19 protein-coding genes are annotated in these 22,603 nt (G+C 71.8%); 8 read left to right on the top strand and 11 right to left on the bottom strand.

Features of this window, described 5'->3' with window-relative positions:
* From hisH to hisD, 5 genes are read right to left on the bottom strand one after another with little or no spacing between them, the layout of a single operon-like run.
* Positions 1-639 (bottom strand): imidazole glycerol phosphate synthase subunit HisH, encoded by a 639-nt coding sequence (gene hisH, locus ACFKCF_RS16300; protein ID WP_394494362.1) that lies wholly within the window; start codon positions 637-639, stop codon positions 1-3.
* Positions 630-785 (bottom strand): hypothetical protein, encoded by a 156-nt coding sequence (locus ACFKCF_RS16295; RefSeq protein WP_394494361.1) that lies wholly within the window; start codon positions 783-785, stop codon positions 630-632. Before ACFKCF_RS16295 ends, hisH begins: the two co-directional genes overlap by 10 nt.
* Positions 782-1,375, bottom strand: coding sequence for an imidazoleglycerol-phosphate dehydratase HisB (hisB, locus tag ACFKCF_RS16290; RefSeq protein ID WP_185073043.1), 594 nt, complete (start codon positions 1,373-1,375; stop codon positions 782-784). Before hisB ends, ACFKCF_RS16295 begins: the two co-directional genes overlap by 4 nt.
* On the bottom strand, positions 1,372-2,442 hold the full coding sequence (locus ACFKCF_RS16285) for a histidinol-phosphate transaminase (protein ID WP_394494360.1): 1,071 nt from the start codon (positions 2,440-2,442) through the stop codon (positions 1,372-1,374). The genes hisB and ACFKCF_RS16285 overlap by 4 nt, the downstream gene beginning before the upstream one ends.
* Positions 2,439-3,755: a histidinol dehydrogenase gene (hisD, locus tag ACFKCF_RS16280; protein ID WP_394494358.1), complete on the bottom strand. Its 1,317-nt coding sequence runs from the start codon at positions 3,753-3,755 to the stop codon at positions 2,439-2,441. The genes ACFKCF_RS16285 and hisD overlap by 4 nt, the downstream gene beginning before the upstream one ends.
* A gap of 386 nt (positions 3,756-4,141) precedes the next feature.
* Between hisD and ACFKCF_RS16275 the strand changes: the two genes are divergently transcribed.
* The 3 genes from ACFKCF_RS16275 to ACFKCF_RS16265 all read left to right on the top strand — a co-directional run bounded on the left by ACFKCF_RS16275 (position 4,142) and on the right by ACFKCF_RS16265 (position 6,981).
* Positions 4,142-4,336 carry a hypothetical protein gene (locus tag ACFKCF_RS16275; protein ID WP_394494356.1) on the top strand — a complete coding sequence of 65 codons (195 nt, stop codon included), beginning with the start codon at positions 4,142-4,144 and terminating at the stop codon, positions 4,334-4,336.
* Between the two features lie 48 nt (positions 4,337-4,384).
* Positions 4,385-5,395, top strand: coding sequence for a non-homologous end-joining DNA ligase (gene ligD / locus ACFKCF_RS16270; RefSeq protein WP_394494354.1), 1,011 nt, complete (start codon positions 4,385-4,387; stop codon positions 5,393-5,395).
* Between the two features lie 104 nt (positions 5,396-5,499).
* Positions 5,500-6,981, top strand: a complete 1,482-nt coding sequence (locus ACFKCF_RS16265) for a trypsin-like peptidase domain-containing protein (protein ID WP_394494352.1) — start codon at positions 5,500-5,502, stop codon at positions 6,979-6,981.
* 258 nt (positions 6,982-7,239) lie between these two features.
* On the opposite strand, the gene ACFKCF_RS16260 is transcribed toward ACFKCF_RS16265, so the two are convergent.
* On the bottom strand, positions 7,240-8,364 hold the full coding sequence (locus tag ACFKCF_RS16260; protein WP_394494349.1) for an MFS transporter: 1,125 nt from the start codon (positions 8,362-8,364) through the stop codon (positions 7,240-7,242).
* 53 nt (positions 8,365-8,417) lie between these two features.
* On the opposite strand from ACFKCF_RS16260, the gene ACFKCF_RS16255 reads away from it, so the two are divergent.
* Both ACFKCF_RS16255 and ybaK read left to right on the top strand, forming a co-directional pair.
* Complete coding sequence (locus ACFKCF_RS16255; RefSeq protein ID WP_394494347.1) at positions 8,418-9,545, top strand: helix-turn-helix domain-containing protein; 1,128 nt, start codon at positions 8,418-8,420, stop codon at positions 9,543-9,545.
* A gap of 59 nt (positions 9,546-9,604) precedes the next feature.
* A complete protein-coding gene (gene ybaK / locus ACFKCF_RS16250) occupies positions 9,605-10,060 on the top strand; it encodes a Cys-tRNA(Pro) deacylase (protein WP_394494507.1) in 456 nt (151 codons plus the stop codon).
* Here ybaK and ACFKCF_RS16245 read toward each other — a convergent pair.
* Positions 10,057-12,297: a transglycosylase domain-containing protein gene (locus tag ACFKCF_RS16245; protein WP_394494345.1), complete on the bottom strand. Its 2,241-nt coding sequence runs from the start codon at positions 12,295-12,297 to the stop codon at positions 10,057-10,059. The two genes, ybaK and ACFKCF_RS16245, sit on opposite strands and share 4 nt — an antisense overlap.
* Positions 12,298-12,350: 53 nt before the next feature.
* Positions 12,351-13,661 carry a UDP-N-acetylglucosamine 1-carboxyvinyltransferase gene (gene murA / locus ACFKCF_RS16240; RefSeq protein ID WP_394494342.1) on the bottom strand — a complete coding sequence of 437 codons (1,311 nt, stop codon included), beginning with the start codon at positions 13,659-13,661 and terminating at the stop codon, positions 12,351-12,353.
* A gap of 63 nt (positions 13,662-13,724) precedes the next feature.
* On the opposite strand from murA, the gene ACFKCF_RS16235 reads away from it, so the two are divergent.
* Positions 13,725-14,246: a hypothetical protein gene (locus ACFKCF_RS16235; protein ID WP_394494341.1), complete on the top strand. Its 522-nt coding sequence runs from the start codon at positions 13,725-13,727 to the stop codon at positions 14,244-14,246.
* A gap of 16 nt (positions 14,247-14,262) precedes the next feature.
* Here ACFKCF_RS16235 and ACFKCF_RS16230 read toward each other — a convergent pair whose 3' ends face one another.
* Complete coding sequence (locus ACFKCF_RS16230) at positions 14,263-15,633, bottom strand: amidase (RefSeq protein WP_394494339.1); 1,371 nt, start codon at positions 15,631-15,633, stop codon at positions 14,263-14,265.
* Positions 15,630-16,550 (bottom strand): CPBP family intramembrane glutamic endopeptidase, encoded by a 921-nt coding sequence (locus ACFKCF_RS16225; protein ID WP_394494337.1) that lies wholly within the window; start codon positions 16,548-16,550, stop codon positions 15,630-15,632. The genes ACFKCF_RS16230 and ACFKCF_RS16225 overlap by 4 nt, the downstream gene beginning before the upstream one ends.
* 124 nt (positions 16,551-16,674) lie before the next feature.
* Between ACFKCF_RS16225 and ACFKCF_RS16220 the strand changes: the two genes are divergently transcribed.
* Complete coding sequence (locus ACFKCF_RS16220) at positions 16,675-17,826, top strand: sensor histidine kinase (protein WP_394494334.1); 1,152 nt, start codon at positions 16,675-16,677, stop codon at positions 17,824-17,826.
* Positions 17,823-18,488, top strand: coding sequence for a response regulator (locus ACFKCF_RS16215; protein ID WP_394494331.1), 666 nt, complete (start codon positions 17,823-17,825; stop codon positions 18,486-18,488). Before ACFKCF_RS16220 ends, ACFKCF_RS16215 begins: the two co-directional genes overlap by 4 nt.
* Positions 18,489-19,050: 562 nt before the next feature.
* Here the strand turns inward: ACFKCF_RS16215 and dnaE are convergent.
* Positions 19,051-22,578 (bottom strand): DNA polymerase III subunit alpha, encoded by a 3,528-nt coding sequence (gene dnaE, locus ACFKCF_RS16210; RefSeq protein WP_394494328.1) that lies wholly within the window; start codon positions 22,576-22,578, stop codon positions 19,051-19,053.
* Between the last annotated feature and the right edge of the window lie 25 nt (positions 22,579-22,603).

The raw sequence follows: 22,603 nt of genomic DNA, 5'->3' as shown, positions 1-22,603 counted from the left end.
TCACAGCGTGCCGAGCCAGTTCTTCAGCAGCACGGCTCCGGCGTCGCCGGACTTCTCGGGGTGGAACTGGGTGGCCTTGAGCGGGCCGTTCTCGACGGCGGCCACGAACGGGACGCCGTGCTCGGCCCAGGTCACCAGCGGCTCGGCGAACCCCTCGCCGGCGTGCAGCTCCCACTCGCGCACCCCGTACGAGTGCACGAAGTAGAAACGCGTCGCGGCGTCGATCCCGGCGAACAGCACGCTGTCGGCGGGCGCCTTGACCGTGTTCCACCCCATGTGGGGCAGCACGGGCGCCTCGAGCCGCTCCACCGTGCCCGGCCACTCGGCGCAGCCCTCGGTCTCCACGCCGTGCTCGACGCCCCGGGCGAACAAGATCTGCATGCCCACGCAGATGCCCAGCACCGGACGCCCGCCGGACAGGCGCCGCCCGATGATCCGCTCGCCGCGCACGCTGGTGAGCCCGGTCATGCACGCCTCGAACGCGCCGACGCCCGGCACCACGAGACCGTCGGCCTCCATGGCGGCGTCGAAGTCGGACGTGACGGTCACGTCGGCGCCCACCCTGGCCAGCGCCCGCTCGGCCGAGCGCAGGTTGCCCGACCCGTAGTCGAGCACCACGACCTTCTTGCCTACCACCACAGCACCCCCGCCGTGATCGCCATCGCCGCGCCCAGCGCGCAGACGGCCGCACCGATCTTGAGCCCCTGCTTGGCCAGTGAGAACACGCCGCCGATCAGGAACAGGCCGATGAACACCATCGCGATGGCGAGGATGTTCTCGGTCATAGGACGCCCTTGGTGCTCGGCACGCCCGTGGCGCGCGGGTCGAGCTCGGACGCCTCGCGCAGCGCCCTGGCCAGGGCCTTGAACTGGGCCTCCACGATGTGGTGGGCGTTGCGCCCGTAGGGCACGTGGACGTGCAGGCAGATCGCGGCCTGCGCGACGAGCGACTCCAGGATGTGGCGGGTCATCGTCGTGTCGTACTCGGGGCCGATCATCGGCGCCATGCCCTCGGGCTCGGAGTGCACGAGATAGGGGCGCCCGGACAGGTCGACGGTGACCTGGGCGAGCGACTCGTCCAGCGGGCACGACGCGCTGCCGAACCTCCTGATGCCCGACTTGTCGCCCAGCGCCTCGCGGAACGCCGCGCCCAGCGCGAGGGCGGTGTCCTCGATCGTGTGGTGGGAGTCGATGTGCAGGTCGCCCTCGGTCTTGACCGTCAGGTCGAACAGCCCGTGCTTGCCCAGCTGGGCCAGCATGTGGTCGAAGAAGCCGACCCCGGTGGACACCTCGACCCGGCCGGTGCCGTCGAGGCCGACCTCCACCAGGACCGAGGTCTCCTTCGTAACGCGCTCGACGCGGCCTACGCGACTCACAAGACTCCTTCCAGGGCGGCGCGGAAGGCCGCCATCTCCTCACCGGTGCCGATCGACACCCGCAGCCATTGTGGCGGGCCCACCTCGCGGATGAGCACCCCGCGCTCCAGCAGCCCCTCCCACACCTGGCGCCGGTCGGGGAAGCGCCCGAACAGCACGAAGTTGGCGTCGGAGTCGGCCACGGCCAGGCCCTTGGAGCGCAGCCACGCGACCGTGTCGTCGCGCTCGCGCCGCAGGGCGTCGACCGTGCCCAGCAGCTCGGCGCGGTGCCGCAGCGCCACGCGCGCCGCCGCCTGGGTGAGCGTGGACAGGTGATACGGCAGGCGCACCAGCAGCAGCGCCTCGACCACGGCCGGGTGGGCGGCGAGGTAGCCGAGCCGGGTGCCCGCCATGGCGAACGCCTTGGACATCGTCCTGGTGACGATCAGCCTGGGGTGCTCGGGCAGCAGGGTGAGCGCCGACGGCGTGCCCTCGCGGGCGAACTCGGCGTAGGCCTCGTCGACCACGACCATGCCCCGGGCGGCGCCCAAGACGGCCTTGATGGTCTCGAGCGGCTGGGCGGTGCCGGTCGGGTTGTTGGGCGAGGCCAGGAACACGATGTCGGGCTGGTGCTCCTCGATCGCCGCCGTCGCCTTGCCGGGGTCGATCGAGAAGTCGTCCTCGCGGCTGGCCGCGACCCACTCGGTGCTGGTGCCGCTGGTGATGATCGGGTGCATCGAGTAGGACGGCTCGAACCCGATGGCCGTGCGGCCGTGACCGCCGAAGGCCTGCAGGATCTGCTGGAGCACCTCGTTGGAGCCGTTGGCGGCCCACACCTGCCCGGTGGTCAGCCCGTGGCCGAGGTAGCCGGCCAGGTCGGCGCGCAGGGCCGTGGCGTCCCTGTCGGGGTAGCGGTTGAGCTCGCCCGCGCTCGCCCGGACCGCCTCGGCCAGGTCGGCGACCAACTCCGGCGAGGGCGGGTAGGGGTTCTCGTTGGTGTTGAGCCTGACGGGGACGTCGATCTGGGGCGCGCCGTACGGCGACTTACCCCGGAGGTCGTCTCGGATGGGCAGGTCGTCGAGGTTCACGCGGTCTCCGTGGGAATCTGCCAGTCGAATCGGGCGCGGACCGCGGCGCCGTGGGCCGGAAGGTCCTCGGCGTCCGCCAGCACCGACACATGGGCCGCCGCGCCCGCGAGGGCCTCGCGGGTGTAGTCGACGACGTGGATGCCGCGCAGGAACGACTGCACCGACAGGCCGCTGGAGTGGCAGGCGCAGCCGCCCGTGGGCAGCACGTGGTTGGACCCGGCGAGGTAGTCGCCGAGCGACACGGGGGCGTACGTGCCCACGAAGATGGCCCCGGCGTTGCGGATCTTCCCGGCCACCTCGGCGGCGTTCGCGGTGTGGATCTCCAGGTGCTCGGCGGCGTAGGCGTCCACGACCTTGATGCCGTCCTCGATCGAGCCGACCAGCACGATGCCGGACTGCCTGCCGCCCAACGCCTCGGCGATGCGCTCGGAGTGCCTGGTCGCCGACACCTGGCCCGGCAGCTCCTTCTCGACCGCGTCGGCCAGCTCGACGCTGGTGGTGACCAGCACGGCGGCGGCGATCGGGTCGTGCTCGGCCTGGCTGATCAGGTCGGCGGCCACGTGGACCGGGTCGGCCGTCTCGTCGGCCAGGATGGCGATCTCGGTCGGGCCCGCCTCGGAGTCGATGCCGATGCGCCCCTTGAGCAGCCGCTTGGCCGCCGCCACCCAGATGTTGCCGGGACCGGTCACCATCGTGGCGGACGGGCACTCCTCCGTGCCGTAGGCGAACATGGCCACCGCCTGCGCCCCGCCCACCGAGTAGACCTCGTCCACGCCGAGCAGCGCGCACGCGGCCAGGATCGTGGGGTGCGGCAGCCCGCCGTACTCCTTCTGCGCCGGGCTGGTCACGGCCAGCGAACCGACGCCGGCCTCCTGCGCCGGCACGACGTTCATGACCACGCTGGAGGGGTAGACCGCGCGGCCGCCCGGGACGTAGAGGCCCACCCGGTCGACCGGCACCCACCGCTCGGTGACGGTGCCGCCGGGCACGACCTGGGTGGTGACGTCGGTGCGCCGCTGATCGCGGTGGACCAGCCTGGTCCGCCTGATCGACTCCTCCAGCGCCACCCTGACCTTGGGGTCGAGCTCACGCAGGGCCTTGCCGATGGCCTCGGCGGAGACGCGGGTGGAGGCGATCTCGACGCCGTCGAACCTGGCGGTCAGCTCCCGTACGGCTGCCGCCCCGCGATGGCGCACGTCGTCGCAGATGAGCCGCACCTTCTCCAGGGCGGCCTCGACGTCGAGCTCGGCGCGGGGCAGCACGTCGCGCAGGTCCTCCGGAAGAGAACCGCGCATGTCAATACGGGAAATCACCATCACAGTCTACGGAGTCCGGCCCCTGAATCAGGTTCTGTCCACCATCCGGGACGGCGTGCCGCCCTCATCGGAGCGGAGGACGGCGGGTGGCCGTGGGCGGCGCTCGCCGACGTCGCAGCCCACGGCCGCCGCAGCCCCGGACCGGGCCCGCCGGGGCACTGCCGCGGCCGTCGCGGGGCACGGCCACGGCCGGGAAAGCCGAGAGTCGTCACCACTGCCCGCCCCAGGCCCCCGATAACGCCGAACGCCCAAAAGGCGGCAATTTCTCCTTACCCAAAGGTTGTGAGCCCATGTCCCGGAAAAGCCGTCACCCCGCCCGCCGAGGCCAGGTGCGGACTTTCCCATTACGTGTCCATTATGTCCACGCCCTTACAGTTACGCGGGTGGGACAGTGGCGAGGCCCCGGCGGCATCGTGGTGGAGGCGATCATCCTGGACGATCGCCCGCTGCTGCGTGTCTCGCACCGGGTCAACGGCACGACGTACCTGCAGGGCTACTGCGCCACCGTCGCCGAGCTCGCCGCCCACGGCGTGGACCTGGCCGAGCTCGTCGAAGACACCGCGCTTGACCATCTGTAGACCCCGCTCCGCCACTGTCGATCAGCCCCCCGGGGTACGGCATGCACCATGGTGCGGCTGCCGGCCTACGCGCCGATGCTGGCGCAGCTCGGCACCCTGACCTCCGTCCAGGGTGCGGACTGGGCCGTGGAGATGAAATGGGACGGCGTGCGCGCCCTCGCCTACCTCCAGGGCGGCTCCGTCCGCCTGATGTCGCGCAACGCCAAGGACATCACCCCCGCCTACCCCGAGCTCCAGCTCATGGCCGGCGCCGCCGGCGGGCACGCGGCCGTGATCGACGGGGAGATCGTGGCGTTCGACGAGACCGGGCGGCCCAGCTTCGAGGCGCTGCAACCCCGGATGCACCAGCGCCATCCGGCGGCGGTGGCCGAACTGGCCAGGTCGGTGCCGGTGACGTTCATGGCGTTCGACATCCTGCACCTCGACGACGACAGCACCGTCTCCCGCCCCTACAGCGCCCGCCGGGAACTGCTCGAGACCACCTTCACGCCCGGCTACCGCTGGGAGGTGCCCGTGTGGTTCGCCGACCACGCCGGGCTCGCGTTCGACTCCTCCCGGCAGCTCGGGCTCGAAGGGGTCGTGTGCAAGCGGATGGGCTCGCCGTACCGGCCCGGCAGGCGCAGCGGCGACTGGACGAAGGTCAAGAACGTACGCACCGCCGAGGTCGTGATCGGCGGCTGGAAGCCGGGGGGCGGGCGGCGCTCCGGGATGATCGGGTCGCTGCTGCTGGGCGCCTACGACCAGCGGGGACGGCTGCGGTTCGTGGGGCACGTCGGGACCGGGTTCACCGAGGCCATGCTGCGCGACCTGGGCGAACGCCTGGCGCCCCTGGAACGCCCGGGCCCGCCGTTCGACGAGCCGGTGCCGCGCGAGCACGCCAGGGACGCGCGGTGGGTGGAGCCGCGCGTGGTCGGTGAGGTGCAGTACGCCGAGGTCACCGGCGACCTCCGCCTGCGCCACCCGTCGTGGCGCGGGCTGCGGCCCGACCGCGAGCCGTCCGAGGCCGGCACCGCAGAGTTCCTGCCGCCGGGTCGTGACAGCGACGCCGCAGCCGGCTGAACGCCCGGGACGGTATGGCGACACGGGTCGCCTAACTACGCTTCGTCTGCATTTCGTAACTTAGAGTTATCGAGACGTTGCCGATTTCGCTTAAAGGGGACACCGTGCCGAAGGTCCTGGTCACCACGCTCACCACGCTGGCCGGCGTCGCCCTCGCGGTGCCCGCGACCGCCGGGCAGCAGCCCCCCTTGACCCCCGTCCAGGACCGCGCCTGGGGCGCCGCGTCGTCCCCCCTGATGCAACCCGCCCGCGCCGTGCGCTACTGGACCGCGAGCAAGCAGGCCCGCGCCAACGCCGCGGAGCTGCCCAAGAGCCTCAAGGCACGGGCCCAGGGCGCCGCGGGGTTGCCGAAGAGCCTGGAGGCTCAGGTCCAGCTGCGCAGCGTGCCGGAGGACAAACGGATCACCCCCGGCGGGGACGCCAACGGCTACGCCTCCACGCCCCGCCCGTACACCGCCGCCTCCCAGAGCCGCGTCACCGGCCGGCTGTTCTACGTCAACTCCAACGGGCTGGACGACTCCTGCAGCGCGTCCGTCGTGCGTTCGGCGGTCGGGCTGCTCATCGTCACCGCCGCCCACTGCGTCTACAGCGTGCCGCTGGGCGCGTCGGCCGGCCGGTGGCACACGAACTTCGCGTTCGTGCCCGCGTACGACGGACAGGCCGCCGACGTGCGGGGCCGCGAGCCGTACGGGCGGTGGGGCGCCCGTCGGGCGTGGAAGCCCGACGCCTACACCGGCATGAGCGGCGGCGACTGGAACTCGCACTACGACATCGCCCTCATCGAGGTCGGCAGGAAGAACCGCACGCTCCAGGACGCCGTCGGCGCCTTCACCCCGATCCGCAACCAGGGCGGCGAGTACACCGTCGCCACGACGGGCTACCCCGGCGTGACCGGCAGGAAGCCGTACGACGGCAGGGACCAGCTCTGGTGCCTGGCCAAGACCGAGCCCACCGGCGGCATCGCCGACACCGGCACCCTCCTCGTCTCCCGCATCACCGCCACGTCCGACAGCGGGCGCATGGAGACGCGCAACTGCCACCTGTTCAAGGGCCACAGCGGCGGTCCGTGGCTGCTCAGAGGCACCGACGATCTGATCGGCGTGCTGTCGGCGGGCACGGAGGACGGCGGCGCGGACGGCTACTCCGTCGCGAACGCCCTCAACGCCGAGAGCTACGGTGCGATCATCAAGCAGGCCGACCCGCAGGGGGTGTACGACGCGCTGTCCATCAGCTCCTCGGGCCCGCGCCGCCCGGTCAGGCGCGGCGGCGGCACCGCGGTCGTCAGGGCCACCGTGACCATGCGCGGACTGATGGGCGCCGCCCAGGTGCCCGTCACGTTCAACGTGCCGGCCGGCACGAGCCTGTCCTCGGTGAACGGCGCGTCGTGCAAGCGCTCGGGCAAGCAGGCCACCTGCACGATCGCCGCCATCCACCCCGGGAGCCCGGTCCGGCTGACGGCCCGCGTCCGCGTCAACCGCCGCGCCGCCCTTTACCCGCGCGTCACCACGCACGTGGACTCGTCCCGCCTCGACCCCAACCCGGGCGACAACACCAGCACCGTCGCCCTCTCCACCTACCGCCGCTGAACAGCACCCGAGTCTTTTAAGGCCGACCACACCCCAGACCACACCCGGCCTCGCCACGGACCACACCCGGCCTCACCCCGCCTCGCCGCCGACCACACCCGCCCACCCCCAGCCGTTACGGCGGAGCACGGCCGGCCGCCGCCCGCCGCCGTCACGACCGGCCCTCACTTCAACGCCCCTCGGCCGCGCGGGCGCGGACCGTGACGTCGCCGACTTCCCCGTTTCCGTGGGCCACGGTTGACCCTGCGCGACGGAAGGTCAGGCGGCGGGCTCCAGCACCGGCTCCTTCAGCGTCCGGGCCAGCAGCCAGGCCAGGGCCGGGAAGACGATCAGGCACGCCAGCGCCGTCCGCAACGTGGTGGCCTCCGCGAGCGCGCCCACCAGCGGGCTGGCCAGGCCGCCCACGCTCACCGCGAGCCCCAGGGTCACGCCGCCGGCCGTGCCCACCCGGGTGGGCAGGAAGTCCTGGCCCAGCGTGACATGCAGGGAGAACGGCGCATACAGGGCGATGGAGGAGGCCGCGACGAAGACGTACGCGACAGGTCCCGGCGCCAGCACCACCCCCGCGACCGCCGGCACCGCCAGCGCGTAGGCCAGGCGCATCGTCCGCATCCGCCCCCACCGGGCCGCCGCCCTGCCGCCCAGCACCGTCCCTACCGCCCCGCCCGCGAACAGCACGAACAACGCCACCGCGCCCGCCGCCCCGCCGCCCATGTAGAGGGCCACGAAGGCGCTCAGCCCGACGTACACGACCGAGCGGAACACGATCACCAGCGTCAGCCTGACGAACGACGGCCAGTCGTCCCGGCCGGACACCGGCGCCGCGGCCCGCGCCGCCCGCCCTCCCCCGGCCAGCGCCCGGACCGCCGGGAGTGTCGCCACCGCCCCCAGCACCGCCGGCGCGGCCAGGAACGGCGAGGCGCCCAGCCCCCACCCCGCCAGCAACGGCGTCACCAGCACGGGAGCCGACGCGAAGCCCAGCGTCCCGCCCAGCGAGAACCAGCTCATCCGGACGTGGCTGCCCTCGCTCGCGATCCTGGCCAGCCGCGCGGACTCCGGATGGTAGGCCGCCACGCCGAGGCCGGACAGCGCCACGGCCAGCCAGGTCAGCACGTAGGAGTCCGTCACCCCGCCGAGCGCCACCCCGGCGCCCGCGACGAGCGTGCTCACCGGGATCAGCCACGGCATCCGCCACTTGTCCGTCAGCACGCCGAACACCGGTTGCACGACCGACGACAGCAGCGTGGCCGCCAGCACGATGCCGGACACGGCGACGTACCCGTAGCCGCGGCCCGCCACCAGGAAAGGCACGAGCGCGGGGACGGCGCCCTGGTAGAAATCCACGGCCGCGTGGCCGGCGGCGAGCATCGGGGTCCTGTTCACCCCCCGATCCTTTCCCGATGGCGGCTGGCCCGCTTCCGATAAAATGCCAATCCATGACGCCAATCCGCCATCTCCCCGAGGCGCCGACGGGGCGGCGGCCACTGGCGCCGGGCGCGGGGATCGACGCCCACCGGCACGACACCCACCAGATCGTCTACGCCTGCCGCGGCGTGCTCTCGGTCACCACCAGCGCGGGCACCTGGGTCGCCCCGGCCAACCGCGCCATCTGGATCCCGGCCGGCACCGTCCACGAACACCGCGCCCACGGCGACACCGACCTCCGCCTGGTGGGCCTCGCGGACAACCCCCTCGGCCTCGACCACCCCACGGTCCTCGTCGTCGGCCCCCTGCTCCGCGAGCTGATCATCGCCTACACGACCGACACCCAACCCTCCCCACCCCGCCACCCTGACGGTCCCGGCACCCCACCACCGCGCCCGGACGACGGCCGCCCAAGGAACTCCAGCACTCTGAAGGACGTCCCCCTCGACCCCGCGAACACCGGCCACGCCCTTCCGGCCACCCGCCGCCCACCAACCACCCCCGGCAGCGCCGACCACGCCTTTTCCGACGCCCTGCGCGACGATCGCAGCCCCGGCACCGTCCCTGGCACCGGCGACAGCACGGGAGACAGCGGAGGCGGTATCCGAGGGCGTGGCAGCGGCGTTGGAGAGCGCAGCGGTGGAGGCGGCGCGGGCGACGGCGGGGACGGCCGTGAGGGCGGCGGTGGACGCGGTGGTGGACGCGGTGGTGTGGGCGACGCCGGAGGGCGTGGCGGTGGGGACGGCGGAGAGCGGGAGCGGTTGTGGGCTGTGCTCGTCGATCAGCTCAAGCGCGCCCCCGAGCAGCCGCTTCACCTGCCCACCGCCCGCGACCCCAGGCTGGCCGCCGTCTGTGCGATCCTGCACCGCGACCCCGCCGACGGCAGGACCCTGGCACAGCTGGCCGCCCAGGCCGGCACCAGCGACCGTACGCTGGCCAGGCTGTGCCGGCGCGAGCTGGGCATGAGCTTCCCGCAGTGGCGCACCCAGCTCCGCCTGCACCAAGCGCTGCTCCTGCTGGCCGACGGCGTCGCCGTGACGACCGTCGCCCACCGGTGCGGATGGGCCTCCGCGAGCGCGTTCATCGACGTGTTCAGGCGGGCGTTCGGGTACACCCCCGGCAAGGCCTTTACGTTGTAGATTCGCTACAATCGGATTCCGTGAGCAAATCGAAAGGCAAGGGCGGCACCCCGGCCACCATGGCGCTGACCAAGGCCAAGGCCGAGTTCACGCTCCACCCGTACGAGCACGACGCCTCGGCCCAGGCCTACGGCGAGGAGGCCGCGGACGCGCTCGGCGTCCCGTACGAGCGGATCTTCAAGACGCTGGTGGCCGAGGTGGAGAGCGGGCTGGCCGTGGCGGTCGTGCCCGTGGCGGGCAAGCTCGACCTCAAGGCCCTGGCCAGTGCGCTCAACAGCAAGCGGGCCGCCATGGCCGACGCCGCCAAGGTGGAGCGCGTCACCGGCTACGTCGTGGGCGGCATCAGCCCCCTGGGCCAGCGCAAGCAGCTGCCGACGGTGGTCGACTCCTCGGCGCTCGACTTCGAGACGATCTACTTCTCGGCCGGCAAGCGCGGCCTCCAGATCGAGACCGCGCCCGACAACCTCATCACGCTCACCAGAGCCGTCACCGCTCCCATCGGGAAGTCCTCCTAGCCGCGCGCTCCTCGCGGCCGCCGGGGCTCCGGCGTCTCCAGGGGCGACTGGCCGAGGAGCCACTCGAAGAGCCGCCGGTGCCGCCGGAAGAACGGGTGGTCGCCGCGCCCCCGCCCGCGCTCGGCCTCGCGCCTCTTCCGCTCCTCCTCGGCGAGCGCCTGCTCGAGGCCCGGCGTGTTGCCGCCGCCGAAGCGGGCCATGTCCGGCCCGGAGAAGCCCTTGGGCTCGACGCCCCGCAGCGCGGACTCCATCGACTCCACCCAGATCGGCCCGGGCAGCGACGCCCCCTGCACCGCTCCGTAGTAGTCGTCACCGATCTGCACCCCTTGCAAGGGGAAGCGATACGACCCGCGGATGTCCCCCACGCTGACCGCCGCCGCCAGCGAGGGCGTGTAGCCGGCGAACCAGGCCGAGGTGTACCCGTTGTTGGTGCCCGTCTTGCCGGCGGCCGGCCGGCCGATGCTCTGGCCCTGCATGGTGCCCTTGGAGAAGACGCCCTCCAGCACGTGGTTGACCGCGTCCGCGACCTCCTGCTCGATGGCCCGCTCGCACGAGGGCGGCACGTGGGTGCGCCGCCCGTCCCTGCCGACGATCTCGACGATGGCCAGCGGCCGGCAGTAGATGCCCCTGGCCGCGAACGTCGCGAACGACGCCGCCACCGTCACCGGGTCCATCTCGTTCACGCCCAGCGTGAACGTCGGCACCTCCTTCAGCGGCTCCCCGTCCGCCCTGGCGATCCCGAGCGCCTTGGCCGTCCGCACCACGTTGCAGAGCCCGACCTTGCGCTCCAGCATCATGTAGAAGATGTTCACCGACTTCCAGGTGCCGGTCTCGATGCTGTGCGGGCCGCCGGAGCCCTCGCCGGTGGCGTTGAGTATGCGGGTGTCCGGGTCGTTCACGGCGCGGCCCGAGCAGTCGCGGTAGCCCTGCCCGGGCACGAGCTCGCCCGGCGTGTTGAAGCCGTCCCCGAACCGCCACCCCTGCTGGAGCGCCGTGGCCAGCGTGAACACCTTGAACGTCGACCCGGCCTGGAACCCCTGACCGCCTCCGTGCGCCACGTCCGCAGCCAGGTTGAAGGTGGTCTTGGGGCCGTTCTTCCGGTTGCCGGGGTTGCGGCCAAAGCGTTTGCTTGCCGCTATCGCCCTGATCCGCCCGGTTCGCGGCTCGACCATGGCCTCGGCGGCCACCTCGGTGTCCTCCGGCCAGACGTGGCGGCGGATGGCCTGTTCAGCGGCGCGCTGCGCGATCGGGTCGAGGCTGGTCCTGATCGTCAGACCGCCCCTGGCCATCCGGGTCCGCCGCTCGGCCTCGGTGTTGCCGAAGACGGGGTTCGACAGCAGCTCGCGCTGGACGTAGAGGCAGTAGAAGGGGTAGGCGCTCTGCTCGCACCCGCCGGGCTCGGGCCTGAGCCTGATGGCCAGCGGCGCGGCCTTGGCGCTCGTCGCCTCCTGCTGGCTGATCAGCTTCAGCCCGGCCATGCGGTCGAGCACGAGGTCCCGCCGCGTCTTCAGGCGCTCGCGATGGGCCCTGCCGAGCGAAGGGTCGGTCGAGTACGGCATGCGCACCGCGCCCGCCAGCGTGGCCGCCTGGCTCAGGCTCAGCCGGGAGGCCGACGTGGAGAAGAACCGCCTGGCCGCCGCCTCCACGCCGTGGGCTCCGGCGCCGAAGTAGGCGATGTTGAGATAGCGCTCCAGGATCTGGTCCTTGCGGTACTTCTTCTCCAGCGCCAGCGCGAGCCGCAGCTCGGTGATCTTGCGGGCCAGGTTCGGGGCGCGGGCGCGGTCGCGCTCGGCCTCGTTGCGGGCGGCCTCGATCAGGATGTTCTTGACGAGCTGCTGCGTCAGGGACGAGCCACCCTGCCTGATGCCGCCGGCCTGCGTGTTGGTGAGCAGTGCCCGGAAGGTGCCCCGGACGTCGAGGCCGCCGTGCTCGTAGAAGCGGGCGTCCTCGATGGCCACGATCGCCTTGCGCATCACCGGGGCGACGGCGTGCAGCGGCACGGCCGTCCTGTTGGCCTCGTAGAACTGGGCGAACGTCCTGCCGTCCTTGTCCAGCAGTCTGGTCACCTGGTCCAGGGGCTCCTCGCGCGGGGCGGGCGGCAGGTCGACGAAGGTGTTCGCGACGTTCTTGGCGGCGATGCCGCCCCCGCTCACCACGGGCGCGGCCAGTGCCGCGGTCAGCACCCCTCCGAGCGCCCCCGCCAGCCCGAGCGCGCCGACGGATCTGAGTACGGTCACGTCACATGATCTGCGACGTCCGGATCCGCGCCAAACGCCCGCTTGTCACCTGTTTACCGTTGCCTGCGGATGTGCAGACCGAGGGAGGCGAACTGTTCGAACGGCCGGTGGTAACCGCGTTCGATGTGGTGCACGCCGCGCAGCGTGGACGGCCCGTCGGCCACCGCGGCCGCCAGCACGGCCGAGAACCCCGCCCGGATGTCGGGCAGCGTCACGTCGGCGCCCTTGAGCTTGGACACGCCGCGCACGACGGCCGAGTGCCTGGCGTTGGTGTCGTGGTAACGGCAGGCCGGGCCGCCCAAGCACTGGTCGAACACCTCGATCTCGCAGCCCATCTTCTGCAGCGCGGGCACGTACACCAGGCGGTTCTCGAAGACCGTCTCGTGCAGCACCGACATGCCCTGGCTCTGCGTGAACAGCACCATGAGCGGCGTCTGCCAGTCCGTCATGAACCCGGGGTGGGTGTCGGTCTGCACGGCCGCCGCGCGCAGCCCCTCGGGCGGCGCGGTGGCGCACAGGTACTCGTCGTTGATGTCGAACTGGGCGCCCATCCTGGCCAGCGTGGTGATCGCGGTGACCAGGCGGTCCTGCGGGCAGCCGTGCACCCGCACCTCTCCCCCGGTGACCAGGCCGGCCGCCAGGTAGGAGAACGCCTCGATGCGGTCGCCGGTCAGCCAGGTGGAGGCGCCGCGCAGGCGTTCGACGCCCTCGATGACGATCCTGCGGTCGGGCGAGAGCTCGATCCTGGCCCCCATCCGCTGCAGGAACAGCGCCAGCTCCACCACCTCGGGCTCCATCGCGGCGTTCTTCAGCACCGTCTTGCCCTCGGCCAGGACCGCCGACATCAGGATCGTCTCCGTGGCGCCCACGCTCGGGTACGGCAGCTCGATCCGGGTGCCGTGGAGCCGGCCGGCCTTGGCGAAGATGCCGGTGTCGCCGACCTCCACCTCGGCGCCCATCGCGCGCAGGGCCTCCACGTGGAAGTTGACCGGCCGCCGCCCGATCGGGTCGCCGCCCACCAGCGGGACGAACGCCTCCCCCGCCAGGTGCAGGAGCGGGCCGAGCATGAGGATGGGGATGCGGTTCAGGCCGGTGAACGCGTCCGGCACCCTCGGCTCGATCGCCTGCCCCCGCGCGATCCTGATCTCCGTGCGGGAGATCTCGACATGGATGCCGAGCGCCCGCAGCATGGCGGCGGTGATCTCCACCTCGCCCACCTCGGGGGCGTTGTGGATGCTGCTCTCACCGCCGCCCAGCATGGCGGCGACCATGTGCTTGGAGACTCCGTTCTTGGAGCCGCGTACTTCGACGTCCCCCCGGAGCGGGCCGGAGGGCTCTATCAACCAGACCTCTTCTGCAATCACGAAGCGAGCCTAGCCGGGGGATACCATCGAGCTGATTCGGACACACATGTAAGGGGGAGTGGCGTGACGAGGGAAGTGCGCGCTTTCGCGGTAACTGTCCTCGCACTCGCCACTCTCGGAGCGGCTGCCGGGCTGGTCTGGTCAGGGATCACGCCGCGGGCGCCGTACCAGGTCACCGCTCAGGGGACGGTGCTGGCCGACCCGTCCACGCAGGCGCTGATCGCGGCCGACGGGTGGTTCGCGGTGATCACCGGCGGCCTGGGGCTGCTGTGCGGCGGGGTCGCGTGGTTCGCCGCGCGGCGGTGGATGCTGGCGGTGCTGCTCGGGCTCTGCGCGGGCGGCATCCTGGCGGCGATGCTGACGCTGTGGGTCGGGTCCACGTTCACGATCGGGGCGGTCGTGGTCGAGGCCGCCGCCGCGCCCGGGGTGAAGGTCGTCCCCGGCGCGCTGAAGCTGACGGCCTCCGGCGTGCTGGTGTCCTGGCCGCTGCTGGCGGTGGGGCTGTTCGGGTTTCTGGAGGGCATGCACGGCTATCGCGAGTCGCCGCTGCGCCACCCGTACGGCGACCCGTCCGAGCCCCTCTGAGCCACCTGCGCGGCGGCTACAGCGGCGGGCGGCGCTCGCCGTGCCGGGTGGCCTGCTCGAACGCGCGGGCCACGCGCAGGACCCTGGCGTCCTCGAACGGCCGGCCCACGATCTGCACCCCCACCGGAAGCCCGTCCGCCGTGAACCCGGCCGGCACGGACGCCGCCGGGGCGTGCAGCACGCTGATCCAGTACGCGGAGCGCATCCAGGCGAGGTAGTCGGGCATCGGCTCCCCGTTGATCTCGCTGACGTGGGGCTGCTCGACCGGGAACGGCGGCACCTGGCTGACAGGAGCGATCAGCACGTCGTAGGTGTCGAAGAACGCGGCCATCCGCTGGTAGAGGCGGCTGCGGCCCCGCTCGGCCCGGGCCAGGTCGGCGCCCGTGACCTTGCGGCCCTGCTCGACGTTCCAGGCGGTGTTGGGGCCGAGCCCGGTCAGGTCGCCGAAGGACAGCACGTAGTTCCACGCCCGGTAGGTCCTGAACGCGTCCTCGGCCTCCGACAGGTCCAGCTCGACCTGCTCGACCGCGGCCCCCAGCCGCTCGAACACCTGCGGCGCCGTCGCGGTGACCTCCGCCGTCCTGGGGTCCACCGGCAGGCCGCCGAGATCCGGGCTCCACGCCACGCGCAGCCCCCGCACGCCCTCCTCCGGCTCCGGGGCGAAGACCTCCTTGATCGAGTACGGGGAGCGCCGGTCGAACCCGGCGATCGCCCCGAACATCAGCGTGACGTCCTCGACCGTCCTGGCCATCGGCCCCTGCACGGACAGCGTGTACCAGGCGTTGGTGTCGGACGGGTCGGGGACGCGGCCCGGGGTGGGGCGCAGGCCGACGACGTTGCAGAAGGAGGCCGGGTTGCGCAGCGAGCCGCCCATGTCGGACCCGTCGGCCAGCGGGACCATGCCGGTGGCCAGGGCCGCGGCGGCGCCCCCGCTGCTGCCGCCGGCGGACTTGGACAGGTCGTAGGGGTTTCTGGTGGCGCCGAACACCTCGTTGACGGTGTGGGAGCCGGTGCCGAACTCCGGCGTGTTGGTCTTGCCCATGGTGATGGCCCCGGCGGCGCGCAGCCGCTGGACGATCACGTCGTCCTGGGCCGGGACGTTGTCGGCGAAGAGCGACGATCCGTAGGTGGTGCGGATGCCGGCCGTGTCGACGAGATCCTTGTGCGCGACGGGCAGGCCGTGCAGCGGACCGGCCGGCTCCCGCGCGTCGGCCGCCTTGGCCGCGTCGAGCGCCTGCTCGGCGACCAGGGTCACGATGGCGTTGACACGCGGGTTGACCTGCTCGATGCGGTCGAGGTGGGCCTGGACGACCTCGACGGCGCTCACCTGCCTGGTCCTGATCAGGTGCGCCAGCTCGGTCGCGGTCACGTAGTGCAGTTCGCTCACCCTTGGATCCTGCCCCACGAGCCGCGGCGCGACGACGGCGAGGGTTGCCCACCCCGGCCGCGCCCGCTCGTCGGATCACCACCGGAACGCCCCGCCTCCCAGGAGCTCTCCCGGGCCAACCCACCGGATCCCGGTTCCATGGGCTCGGTCTGGCCGTCCTTGCGCCTGGCCAGGATGAGCAGGCCGGCGACGGTGAGCGTGCAGGCCAGGATGACGAGCTGCACGCCGTACTGGACGTCCTCGGTCGGGAGCACGATGTTGCCGGTGTGGAAGCCGGTGTGCACGCCGACCGCCATCCACACCGCTCCGGTGCGCGCCCGCGCCGCGGCGCAGGCGAAGCCGAGGCCGATCGCCTGGAGCACGTAGAGCAGGCGTTCGGCGGGGGTGTCCGCCGCGCTCTGGGAGATGATGTGCAGCGCGCCGAAGGTCACGGAGACCACGATCAGCACGGCCCTCGGGGACAGCCGGCCCGACAGCGTGTCGAACAGGTGTCCCCGCCACAGCAGCTCCTCGGGGAACGCCTGGCCGAGCAGGGCGATGGCGACGTAGAGCGGCAGGTAGGGGAGCTGGACGCGCACCACGTCCCACGGCGCCCAGGTGGCCACGCCGAGCGCCACCGACAGCGCGCTGGAGGCGGTCACCGCGGCCGCGCCGGCCAGCACACCCGCCAGCAGGTGCGGCACGGCCCGCCAGGACCTCGTGAGCCCCACGCCCCGCCACGACTGGCGGCCGAGGAAGCGGCGGATCAGGTAGACGATGCCGAGCGAGGCCAGCGTGATCCCGGCCACGCCCACCGGCCGGTAGAGGGCGTCGCCCGGGTCCAGGAGCAGCATCGCCGGGAGGGCGCCGCCGTACACCTGCGCGAACATCGCGGCGACGGCGATCAGCACGGCCCAGACAGGATGAGTGGCTTTCATGGACCGCCACGCTATGAAGCCCCGCGGCGCCGCACATCGGCCCGTGGTCTGAACCCGTCATGACCTTCGTCATGGGTCCTCAAGGAGGATCACAACGCCCTCGCGGGAAACTATGGTCGAAGCCATGCAGCGTCCTCTGGCCCGGCTGCGCGTCCCCGAGCGGCCCGTCCTGTTCACCGTCGTGTTCTGGGTGGTGCTCATCGCCACCGGGGCCGTCGCGTACGCGGTCGAGCCCACGACGCCGCCCTGGGCCGGGCCCTTCGGGGCCAACCTGGCGCTCGTGGCCGTGCTCTGGCTGCTGCTGCCCTGGCGGCGCTGCGAAGGGTGGCGGCGGCCCCTGCCGGTGGTGTTCCTGCTGGCGACGTTCGCGCTGGGCTACACCGGGTCGGCCGAGATCCATCAGTTGCTGACGCTCCTGGCGATCGCCAACGTGGCGTTCGTCTACGGCATGCGGACCGCGGCCGTCATCGTCGGCTGCCTGGCGGGCACGCTGTTCGTCACGGTCCTGGCGGTGTTCGGCCGCGGCCTGTCCGAGGCCACCGTGCAGGCCGTGCCCGTCATCGTCTTCGCCGCGTTCGTGCTGGGCATGACGTCGGCCGTGCTGGAGGCGCGGCGCAGGCGGGAGGAGGCGCAGCGGCTGCTGGCCCGGATCAGGGAGCTGACGGTCGCCCAGGAGCGGGCGCGGATGGGCGCCGAGATGCACGACTCCATCGGCCACCACCTGACGGTGATCAAGCTGAGCCTGGAGAACGCTGAGCGGTTCCGCTCACGCCGCCCCGAGGCCGCCTGGGACGAGGTGCGCCAGGCCAAGGAGCTGACCGTGGAGGCGCTCGCCGACGCCCGCCGGTGGGTCCGCGCGCTGCGCCCGCTCGCGCTCGAGGGCCGCGTCGGCAGCGCGGCGCTGGAGCGGCTGGCGGCCTCGTTCGATGGCACGGGCCTCGCGGTGTCCTTCGAGGTGGTGGGCGGCGAGGTGCCTCTGGAGCCCGACGTGGAGCTGGTGCTCTACCGCGTGCTGCAGGAGGGGCTCACCAACGCCGTCCGGCACGCCGGGGCCCGCCACGTCGACGGCACGCTCACCTTCTCCGGCGAGGCCGTCGTCCTGGCGGTCGCCGACGACGGCAAGGGCCGCGACCGCGGGGCACGCGGCGGGTTCGGCCTTAGCTCGCTCGCCGACCGCGCCCGCGCCGTGGGCGGCACCCTGGTCGCGGGCGACCGGCCGGGCGGCGGCTTCGAGGTGCGGGCGGAGCTGCCGGTCCGGGCCAAGGTGGCGACATGAGGCCGATCAGGGTGCTCCTGGTCGACGACCAGGAGCTGATGCGGCAGGGCCTGCGCAAGATGCTGGAGATCGAGGACGGCATCGAGGTGGTCGGCGAGGCCGCCGACGGCGAGCAGGCGCTGCTGGTGGCCGCGCAGTGCCACCCGGACGTGGCGCTGGTCGACGCCAGGATGCCCAGGATGGACGGCGTCGAGCTCATCTCCCACCTGTCGGCCCGGCACCCCGGGGTGGCCGCGATCGTGCTCAGCACGTTCGACGAGGACGACTACATCTTCGGCGCGCTGCGCGGCGGCGCCGTCGGCTACCTGCTCAAGGACTGCACACCGGAGGACCTGGTCGACTCCGTCCGCCGGGCCGGTCGCGGGGAGACGGTGCTCGCCTCACCGGTGGCCGCCCGCCTGGTCGCCGAACTCCGGCGCACCCCGCCCGCACCGCCCCCACCGGCCGCGCCGGCCGCACCGCACGACCGGGGGCGGTTGTCGGCCCGGGAGGCGCAGGTGGCCGCTCTGATCGCGGCGGGGGCCTCCAACCGCGAGATCGCGGCCCGGCTGCGCATCACCGAGGGCACGGTGAAGAACCACGTCTCCAGCCTGCTCCGCAAATACGGCCTCCGCGACCGCACCCGCCTCGCCCTCCACCTCAAGGACACCGCACTCCCCTGACCCCACTGCCGCACAGACCCTGACCAGCGCCGACCACGACCACCGTCCCACCCGGGCGCACCCCAGCCTCCTCAGGGCCGCGACGACGGCCGTCACACCCCGAGCGGATCGCGACGCCACCGGAGGCCGCGGCGACCGCTGTCAGGCTGCGCGCCGGATCACGGCGTGACGGCAGCGGGGTTCCTGGCCGACCGCCGCAGCTGCCTGGCTGATCGGGATTCCCTGCTGACCGGAGTGCTTGGCCGACCACCGTAGGCACGCCCGAGCGGGAGCGACTGGCCGACCGGCGTGGGTGCCTGGTTGGCTGCTGCGGGTGCGTTGCTCGGGCGGGTGACCGCTCGCCACCCTGACGGCCCACTGTGCGCGCGTCACGGCGGCCCGCCCCGCACACCCGGTGAGCGTCCCCCTGGACAGGGCCCCGCCACGTGCGGCGGGTGGGCCCTCCCGTGCGCCGCCGTAAAGGACCCAAGGACAGCCGCCACGTACGGCGAGTGAGCCTTCCCGTGCGCCCGCCCTGAAGGGCCCTAGGACGGCTGCCAGGTGCAGGGGTCAGGGGGCGACGTCAGGCGCCCAGGCAGGCCGGGCCGAGGAGTTGCTTCAGGTCGCCCATGAGAGCCGGCGAGGGCGTGACGCGGAGCCGGTCGTGGACGCGCATCACCGTGGTCCTGGGGCCGTTGTGGACCTGCAGGTGGACCTCCGACGTGCCCGGATGCGTAGCGAGGATCTCCTTCAGCCGCCCCACCACCGGCGGCGTGCAGCGGGTCAGCGGCAGGCTCACCAGCAGCGGTCCGCCCGCCTCCTGGGTCAGGTCGGGCGCCGTCACCTCCATGGCGATGATCTTGGCGACGTCCTCCCGCTTGTCGATGCGTCCCTTGACGAAGACGATCGCGTCCTCGGCCAGGATCGTCGAGCACAGCTGGTACGCCGACGGGAAGATCATCACCTCGATCGAGCCTTCGAGGTCCTCCAGCTGGGTCAGCACCCAGGTGTCGCCCTTCTTGGTGACCTTGCGCTGCACCCCGCTCAGGATGCCGCCCACGGTCACCACCTGGCCGTCGGCCCGGCTCTCGTCCTGGACGGCCGCGATCGAGCAGTCGGCGCCCGCCGACAGGATGTGCTCGACGCCGAACAGCGGATGGTCGGAGACGTAGAGGCCGAGCATCTCCCGCTCGAACTGCAGGAGCGTGTTCTTGTCCCACTCCCCCACCGGGATCTGCACGTCGAAGGTCTGGTCCTCGCCCCCGTCGATGGCCCCGAACAGGGAGTCCTGGCCGATGGCCTCATTCTTCTTGATGTCGATGATCGCGTCGACGGCCTGCTCGTGCACCATGACCAGGCCCTTGCGGACGTGGCCGACCGAGTCGAACGCGCCCGCCTTGATCAGCGACTCGATCACGCGCTTGTTGCAGACGACGGCCGGCACCTTGCGCAGGAAGTCCTTGAAATCGGCGAAGCGGCCCTTCTCCTTGCGCGCCTTGAGGATGCCGTCGACGACGTTGGCGCCGACGTTGCGGATGGCGGACAGGCCGAAGCGGATGTCGGTGCCGCGCGGCGTGAAGTCGAAGTCGGAGTCGTTGACGTCCGGCGGGTAGACCTTGATGCCCATGCGGCGGCACTCGTTGAGGTAGAGGGCCGACTTGTCCTTGTCGTCCTTCACCGAGGACAGCAGCGCGGCCATGTAGGCGGCCGGGTGATTGGCCTTGAGGTAGGCGGTCCAGTAGGAGACCAGACCGTAGCCGGCGGTGTGGGCCTTGTTGAAGGCGTAGTCGGAGAACGGCAGCAGGATGTCCCACAGCGCCTTGATGGCAGCGGCCGAGAAGCCGTTGTCCTGCATGCCCTTCTCGAAGAACTCGAACTGCTTGTCCAGCTCGGACTTCTTCTTCTTGCCCATCGCGCGCCGCAGCAGGTCGGCGCCGCCCAGGGAGTAGCCGGCGACCCGCTGGGCGATGGCCATGACCTGCTCCTGATAGACGATCAGGCCGTAGGTCGTGTCGAGGATGTCCTTCAGCGGCTCCTCGAGCTCGGGGTGGATCGGGGTGATCTCCTGCTGGCCGTTCTTGCGCAGCGCGTAGTTGGTGTGGGAGTTGGCGCCCATCGGGCCGGGCCGGTAGAGGGCGAGGGCGGCGGAGATGTCCTCGAAGTTGTCGGGGCGCATGAGCCGCAGCAGCGAGCGCATGCCGCCGCCGTCGAGCTGGAAGATGCCCAGCGTGTCGCCGCGGGCCAGCAGCTCGTAGGACTTGCGGTCGTCGAGCGGCAGCTTCAGCAGGTCGATCTGCTCGCCGGTGGTGGACTCGATCATCTTCACGCAGTCGTCGATGATCGTGAGGTTGCGCAGGCCCAGGAAGTCCATCTTCAGCAGGCCGAGCGTCTCGCAGGTTGGGTAGTCGAACTGCGTGATGATCGCGCCGTCGGAGTCGCGGCGCATGACCGGGATGTAGTCGGTCAGCACCTCGGCCGACATGATCACGCCGGCGGCGTGCACGCCGGTCTGCCTGATCAGGCCCTCCAGGCCCTTGCCGAGGTCCATCGTCGCCTTGACGTCGACGTCTTCCTCGTAGAGCTTGCGCAGCTCACCGGCCTCGGCGTAGCGCGGGTGGTCCTTGTCGAAGATGCCCGACAGCGGGATGTCCTTGCCCATGACGGCGGGCGGGAACGCCTTGGAGACCCGGTCGCCCAGCGCGTAGGGGTAGCCCAGGACGCGGCCCGCGTCCTTGATGGCGGCCTTCGCCTTGATGGTGCCGAACGTGGCGATCATGGCGACCTTGTCGGCGCCCCACTTCTCGGTCACGTAGCGGATCACGTCGCCGCGCCTGCGCTCGTCGAAGTCGATGTCGACGTCGGGCATGGACACGCGCTCGGGATTGAGGAAGCGCTCGAAGATCAGGCCGTGCGGGATCGGGTCGAGGTCGGTGATGCCCAGCGCGTACGCCACCAGCGACCCGGCCGCCGAGCCACGGCCGGGGCCGACGCGGATGCCGTTGCTCTTGGCCCACATGATGAAGTCGGCGACCACGAGGAAGTAGCTCGGGAAGCCCATCTGGATGATGACGCCCAGCTCGTTCTCCGCCCAGGCGCGGTGCTCCTCGTCGACGCCCTCGGGGAAGCGCCGCTCCAGGCCCTTCCAGACCTCCTGGCGGAAGAACTGCTCCTCGGTCATGCCGTCGGGGACGGGGAAGGTCGGCATGAGGTTCTTGTGCTGGAAGAACCCCTCGGGGTCGACCTTCTCGGCCACCAGCAGCGTGTTGCGGCAGCCCTCGGCCCACAGGTCGGAGGAGTCGACCGCGCGCATCTCGTCGGCGGTCTTGATGTAGTAGCCGCTGCCGTCGAAGCGGAAGCGGTCGGGGTCGGACAGCTGCTTGCCGGTCTGGATGCACAGCAGGGCGTCGTGGGAGGGCGCGTCGGACTCGTAGGTGTAGTGGGAGTCGTTGGTGACCAGCGGCGGGATGTTCAGCTCCTTGCTGATCCTGGTCAGCCCGTCGCGGACGCGGCGCTCGATGTCGAGCCCGTGGTCCATGATCTCCAGGTAGAAGTTGTCCTTGCCGAAGATGTCCTGGAACTTCGCCGCGGCCTTGAGCGCCTCGTCGTACTGGTTGAGCCGCAGCCTCGTCTGCACCTCGCCCGACGGGCACCCGGTGGTCGCCATCAGGCCCTCGGAGTGCTCGGCGAGGATCTCGGCGTCCATCCGCGCCCACTTGCGCACGAACCCCTCGGTGTAGGCGCGCGAGGACAGGCGCATCAGGTTGTGCAGGCCCGTCTTGTTGCGCGCCCAGATCGTCATGTGGGTGTAGTAGCCACCCGCCGAGACGTCGTCCCGCTTCTGGTGCGGCTCGCCCCACAGCACCGGCTTCTTGTTGTGGCGCAGCTCCGGCGCGACGTAGGCCTCGATGCCGATGATCGGCTTGATCCCGGCGCCCGTCGCCTGCTTGTAGAAGTCGTACGCGCCGTGCATGTTGCCGTGGTCGGTGATCGCGATCGCCGGCATGCCCAGGTCGCCGACCTGTTTGAACATCTGCTTGAGCCGGGCGGCCCCGTCCAGCATCGAGTATTCGGTGTGTACGTGCAGATGGACGAACGAGTCGCTGGACGACATGGAGCGGCGCCTCCCGGTCTCGCTG

The sequence above is a fragment of the Nonomuraea sp. JJY05 genome (genome assembly GCF_043496855.1).
Classification (GTDB): Bacteria; Actinomycetota; Actinomycetes; order Streptosporangiales; family Streptosporangiaceae; genus Nonomuraea.
This window is presented reverse-complemented; position numbering and strand designations above follow the sequence as displayed.